7 protein-coding genes are annotated in these 5,742 nt (G+C 44.3%); 2 read left to right on the forward strand and 5 right to left on the reverse strand.

The annotated features are described in order from the left end of the window. From tcmP to DW082_RS13920, 4 genes are all read right to left on the reverse strand, one after another. Positions 1–730: three-Cys-motif partner protein TcmP (gene tcmP / locus DW082_RS14385; protein ID WP_147387080.1), on the reverse strand; the 730-nt coding region annotated here is incomplete at its 3' end. A 301-nt stretch (positions 731–1,031) separates the two neighbouring features. Beyond that, entirely contained in the window at positions 1,032–1,613 is a 582-nt protein-coding gene (locus DW082_RS13910) for a hypothetical protein (RefSeq protein ID WP_118459158.1), read from the reverse strand. Beyond that, positions 1,603–2,070 carry a hypothetical protein gene (locus DW082_RS13915; protein ID WP_118459160.1) on the reverse strand — a complete coding sequence of 156 codons (468 nt, stop codon included), beginning with the start codon at positions 2,068–2,070 and terminating at the stop codon, positions 1,603–1,605. Before DW082_RS13915 ends, DW082_RS13910 begins: the two co-directional genes overlap by 11 nt. A 34-nt stretch (positions 2,071–2,104) precedes the next feature. After that, positions 2,105–2,869 carry a helix-turn-helix domain-containing protein gene (locus DW082_RS13920; protein WP_118459162.1) on the reverse strand — a complete coding sequence of 255 codons (765 nt, stop codon included), beginning with the start codon at positions 2,867–2,869 and terminating at the stop codon, positions 2,105–2,107. Between the two features lie 475 nt (positions 2,870–3,344). Here DW082_RS13920 and DW082_RS13925 point away from each other — a divergent pair, with 475 nt between their 5' ends. Beyond that, the gene (locus DW082_RS13925; RefSeq protein ID WP_118459168.1) at positions 3,345–4,235 is read left to right on the forward strand and encodes a HEPN domain-containing protein; all 891 of its coding nucleotides are present in this window, start codon (positions 3,345–3,347) and stop codon (positions 4,233–4,235) included. Positions 4,236–4,261: 26 nt separating this feature from the next. Beyond that, entirely contained in the window at positions 4,262–5,281 is a 1,020-nt protein-coding gene (locus tag DW082_RS13930) for a DUF4852 domain-containing protein (protein WP_118459164.1), read from the forward strand. Positions 5,282–5,344: 63 nt separating this feature from the next. Here the strand turns inward: DW082_RS13930 and DW082_RS14640 are convergent. After that, positions 5,345–5,742: hypothetical protein (locus tag DW082_RS14640; RefSeq protein WP_182424186.1), on the reverse strand; the 398-nt coding region annotated here is incomplete at its 5' end.

The following is a 5,742-nucleotide window of genomic DNA, read 5'->3' on the forward strand; positions in this document are numbered from 1 at the left end:
AAAAAAAGATGAATCTCCTAAAAAATCGTTCATATTTTATTGCTCTATGTTTATCATTAAATGCCATAGGAATATTCCGAGTAAAATCCGTTCCTGTTGCAACATTAACAATAAAATCAACATTTTTTAAAGTCATCTTGATATGTCTTATCAAATCAAATGGTACACTACAGTCAGTAGGATCAATAAGTATTAGATTCAAGCTTCTATCTTTAGAGCACTCTTTGGCTAATATTGAACATAATGTCTCTGATTGGTTATAGTCTGCTTGGATCGCTGTGGCATTGACTAGTTCTAAACTTTTAATCCGCTGATTAAGAACGGCAACAACATGAGGACTGTAATCAAAAAATAAAGCTTTATGAATATACTGGAAAGCAGCATGTTTCATAATGCTCAATGCCGTTCCGTCAATCTCTATTCCTCCATTTCGGTTAATACATCTTCCGGGACCACTGCATATTTCTATATAGTTTATTTCATTCCATTTATTTTTCATGCCTTGAGCGAATATACCAAAATATTGATATAATAAATATATTTTTTGTTCGGCCCATTCGCCAACACATCGAACAGATAACGAGTCAGCTACAGAAGATACAATTTTACAAAGGTCATTTTCAGACACTTTCTTTCTTAATTCTTTATTACAGCCTGTTACACAAGATTCATTTCTCCGACTGTGCAAATCTATTCGACTAATACTCATGGCTTGAATAATATTAAACATTAATTTTTATATAAATTTAAAGAACAGTCTGTAACTTTGATTAATTAGGGGAATTATAACGATACTTAAATTTTACGTTACAATCTTTATTATTTACTTTTCAAATGTCTGATACAAAGATATGTATTTTCATCTCAATAATGGTTGTTTTGTCTTAGAGTAAGATTCGTAAATCAAATTATTTTCGTCTTTTTACTTGCCCGATTCTGCTGTATACACTGTAAACTTGAAGCATTAGACACAAACCTTTTCGGTTAGGATGGGATGGCCTATCAGTTTTCTTCTTTTTTTAATTTACCGATTAGTTATCAAACCAACACCGTGCTTTCCTCAAATCTTCGGGAAGATACATCGCACAGCGATCGCCCGATCCGAGGAACGGGTTTCCGAACCGGTGTAACCTGTTGGACGCAAAGACCGACAGCGGTGGATAGGCGTGAATACGGAACAGCCGGATATTGCTCACACGTTGGCGAAACCAGCCGCGCGAACGTAAAACTGCATTGGCATAATACAGGAAAATCAATACCCGGACATCGTATTCGTATTTCTCGATATAAACCGTTCGGTTTTCGGCATCGAACAGGTATTCCATAAATCCGCAAAGGCGGCAGGCGTATTTCGCCCTGCATGACAGCCGCACGTATTCGTCCATGCCGAGTATCCGGATTTTCACGTTCAGCCGCTTTTCGTACAGGGCGATCACATCCGCCATCAAATCGTGGATCGGCTGAAAGCGCGGTTTCGTCAAATCGTCCAGATCGGGATCGCCCTTTACCCGCAACCGTCGCAATATGTCGCCCGGTATCTCCCCGGAACGAATATTGAAATTTTCCCGGACGAACCGGACGAGTATTTCCCGGTTCGTTTTTTCAATCCCCATTGCGCTGTTTGTCATTCATGTAACCGTGTGCGTACTTTCTCATCATCGGGTAGATCGTCAGATAGTTCATAAAATGAAGTATCTGGAACGGCGGGGTTTCGATCCGGCGGTTACGCAGAAAGGCCGTGTAGCGCAGTAGTTTTTGGTAACGGAGAAAATTCAGCATCACGATTTCAGTCGGGGTGCGGTACGATTCTCCCAAAATCTGATGGTAACACCGGTCATGCAGTTCGTAGGCGTACAGGTAAATCGCGTAGGTAAAGATTTGCCCGGGTTCGGCGGTCTGGTCGGCAAACTTCATCAGCACTCCGACCGGGTCGCACTCCAACCACGACACCAACAGCGGATCGGGGATTTCGTGCTGGCTGACGAATACGACGGTATGATTTTGCAGGAAATCGGCGCTTCGGTTATAACGGTCGAGTTCGTGCGGGGATAATAAGGGTTCTTTTTCCATAATGATATTCAATAATAGTAATTGGATAAATCGTTTATCGACACAAGTTGCAGACGGCGCCGCAAACCAGCCAGAGGGAGAGGATACTACTGCGGGGAACAACGATGTCGGCAAAAGGATTTTCGGCAGGAACGCGTCCGGTCAGTCCGGCCAACTCATTCAGCCCGACGGCTCCGGGTAAAACAGAACCAGACAACGCGGAACCAGACAGGGCGGACAAAGCAGAACCGGGCAAAGTGGTTCCGGGCAACGCAGACAAAGCGGTTCCCGGCAAAACCGTTAAACGGACGGACTGACCCGGCGCAGGTTGCAGGATGCGGAACAGGCGGAAGTGTTCGGTTTCGACCAGATGGATATTGCCGTAGAGGATTGCGCCTTTTTGCTCCCGGAGCAGCAGCAATGAACTTCGCAGAAACAGATTCAGCAGATCGTCCGCATAAGGCACGGCGAACTCGGCCCCATGGGACGATGCCGCCGAGAGGATCAGACAATCGTCCGGTTCGCCCCGAAACAGACGTTCGGGCAGCGTGCGGTACACCGGAATCCGGGCGACGGAGCCAGAGATTTCGGACAGCGATTCCCCGCATCCGAACATCAGCCATGCAAGGCTGAAGTCGGGGTATTTCTGGTGGATTCGTTTGGCCACGTTGGGGCTGATGCCGTTATTGCCCCGCCTGATCTGGTAGAGGGTTTCCCCGCACGACAGGCCGATGGCACGGGCGAAGGCATTGACCGAAAGGCCCGAATGTTCGATCACTTTGCACAGCCGTTCCCAGTTTGCGTTGGTCGGTGCTTTCACGGCTCGATATTTTACAGGATTGAAAAATAGCGCCCGCGATTCCGTAGCAAAGAAATAGATCGGTCTTGTGCAGGGATAAAAAAGAGGGCGCATTTGCAGCCCCACAAGACAGGTCTTAGGAAACCCGATACTGGAAACTGTCCTGCGCCCTTGCCTGCTATCCGTCGAAACGAATAAACACAACAAGGTCAGACAACGTTTACACCAGTATCAAACCCTCTCGAAAGAGGTTCCTAAGTTTGTCTTGTGGCATAAAGAGTTGTAACCCTTTATATTGTTATGTCCTTCGGCTATGCCGAATCGTCGTAGTCCCTTAAAGTTTGCATAGTAATTGCTTTTAGGTTCGTTCCCAGACGGCTCATGCCGTCCCTATACAACAAACCTTTTTAAGGAACCGTAAAACAAAGATACGAATAAAAATTAATTCAGCGCAACGGGTATGTATTTCTGGAAATTTCTTGCTAATTTTGTGAATATGAAGAACTCGATCGACTTTCTGCCCGAGCGCAAACAACGCGACCTGCACGAACTCGTCCGCCTGATCCGCGACGAGGTAAAAGACGTCGTGATGGTTATTCTTTACGGCAGTTACGCCAAAAACACTTATGTCGAGTGCGACGAACGCCGCGACTTCGGCGTGAAAACGTTTTACATAAGCGATTACGATTTGCTGGTCGTGACGAAAAGACGATTGGGAGAGAGGGAGTCCACAATCAACACCCGCATCAAAGACCGTTTTTTGTACGGTAAGGATGCCGAGTTCCATACGCGGCCTCAAATCATCAACGAGAGTATCTCCAAACTGAACAACGCAATTTCAGAATGTTGGTATTTCTATGTTGATATTCTCGAACAGGGGGTTATGCTTTATGATTCAGGAGAGTATGAATTGGTTACTCCCCGCGACCTGAATTATGCCGAGATTAAAGAGATGGCTCAGAAGTATTTTGATAATAAGTTCATAATAGCAAGCGATTTTTTAGATGGCGCATTATATTATTATGATAAGAGAAAATACAAAATGGCCTCTTTTAATTTGCATCAGGCGGCTGAGAATTATTTGAAAACAGTCCGATTGGTTTATAGTCTTTACGGTCATAAGGAACACGATCTCGAATTTTTACTGGGGAAATGTAAACTACATACACTGGAACTGGCAAAAGTTTTTCCACGCGATACGGAAGAAGAAGAACGGCTGTTCGAACTTTTAAAGCGCGCTTATGTCGAGGCTCGCTATAACGATGATTTTATCGTAACGAAATCAGATATTGACGCCCTTACACCCAAAGTCGAACAACTCCGCGATATTACCGACAGAATTTGCAAAGAACAAATAGCTCGCTACGAAGAGCAGAATCGAAAATAATATACAACTACTTTATCTAATACATTATGAACAGAATACTATTTATTTTTATTCTCGCTTGGACATTCTATGTCCCGGGGCATGCTCAAAGTCAAGATTCGGTTCAGGTCTATGATGGAACGACACTCTTTACGGGCGATACGATTCGTATCGGCTACAAAGGATTAAACAACGAAAAGTACTGGGAAATTCAAGAACCTACAATGACTGAATTCGGAGTACGCTACAATCCGGTAAAGGCGAATCTTGATCTCAAAACAGCGAAAGTAATCGATTGCAATCCTAAAAATGCAGATAAGATTTTCTTTAACGGGCGTCCGGTAATCGTCGTTTCAGCAGACGGTTATCCCAACGAATTATATGTGAATATCGACCCGGCGATAGCAAGAGGAGAGATCGCATGGGTATACGAAGATCACACCGCAGAAAATGCGACGGAGCTTACCCCCGAGTTAATGCTGGCTTGTTGTATACGCAGCAACAATCTTCCTATAACGGATTATGTTCTTCAGTACTTAATCAAAATAAAAGACAAAAAACTTTATCAAGCCTGCCTGAGCGACGAATTCGAATACAACAAGGCAAAGCCGGAATACGAAAAGATGCTCAAAGACCTAATGGCCGGATTCGATTTTTCGAAAACCTATTATATTAAAACAGATCTTTCAATCGATAAATATAATTTTCAGGATAACGGATATCCGGTAGATTTTTATGGCAGCCACAGCCAATACTTTATTCCACAGCCGGATTTTAATTTTTTACCGACCAACCGGGAACATTTCAAATTTCTGCCCGTATCGCCCAGCGATGGCGAAAAAGCCAACAAAAGGCGCAAAGGAGTGTCCAGTACCGGCTATATCCCCTCGCTCGCGTATGGCCGTGTCTATATGAAATTACTAGACAAAAGAATGGAGCTTCCTAAAAATGAAGTTCTAAACATGGAAAGGATGTATCGGCAATCTGTCATTGGAGCCGAGATTTTGAAAATGGAAGTGTATGATTGCCCAAATTGCGAATATAATCTGATGGGAGTCATAAAATAAATCAAACGTTTTGAGAAACGGGCTGAGTTTTCATTCTCAGCCCGTTTTCGTTAATCAACGGTTTTAGTGAGCAGGCCGCTTTTTCTGCAGGTCATTCGCTTCCTGATACCTACGGTTCACTCCGGCATAATCGACCGTTTCGGCCTCCGTCTCGTATTCGCGGGCAATCCGTTTCATTTTTTGAATCTCCTCGTCGTCCGGATGAAAGTCGTACACATCGTCGAGTATCAGGATCATTGAGTCGCGCCCGTAATTGTACGCCCGCAAGTAGCGGTATTTCCAACTGTCGCGCCTGTACTGCCAGAAATCGGAAGACAACGTAACCATGACGGCGATGGAAACGGCCAATAATGCTTTCCAGAAATGATTCCGGTTGCGTAGCCGCTGATTTCGCAGGACGCTGTTTTCAAAATTCTCGACGGACGTTTTCAACTCGGCGAATCCAGCCAATAATACGCTTT

It is taken from the genome of Alistipes sp. AF48-12 (genome assembly GCF_003477565.1).
Classification (GTDB): domain Bacteria; phylum Bacteroidota; class Bacteroidia; order Bacteroidales; family Rikenellaceae; genus Alistipes_A; species Alistipes_A hominis.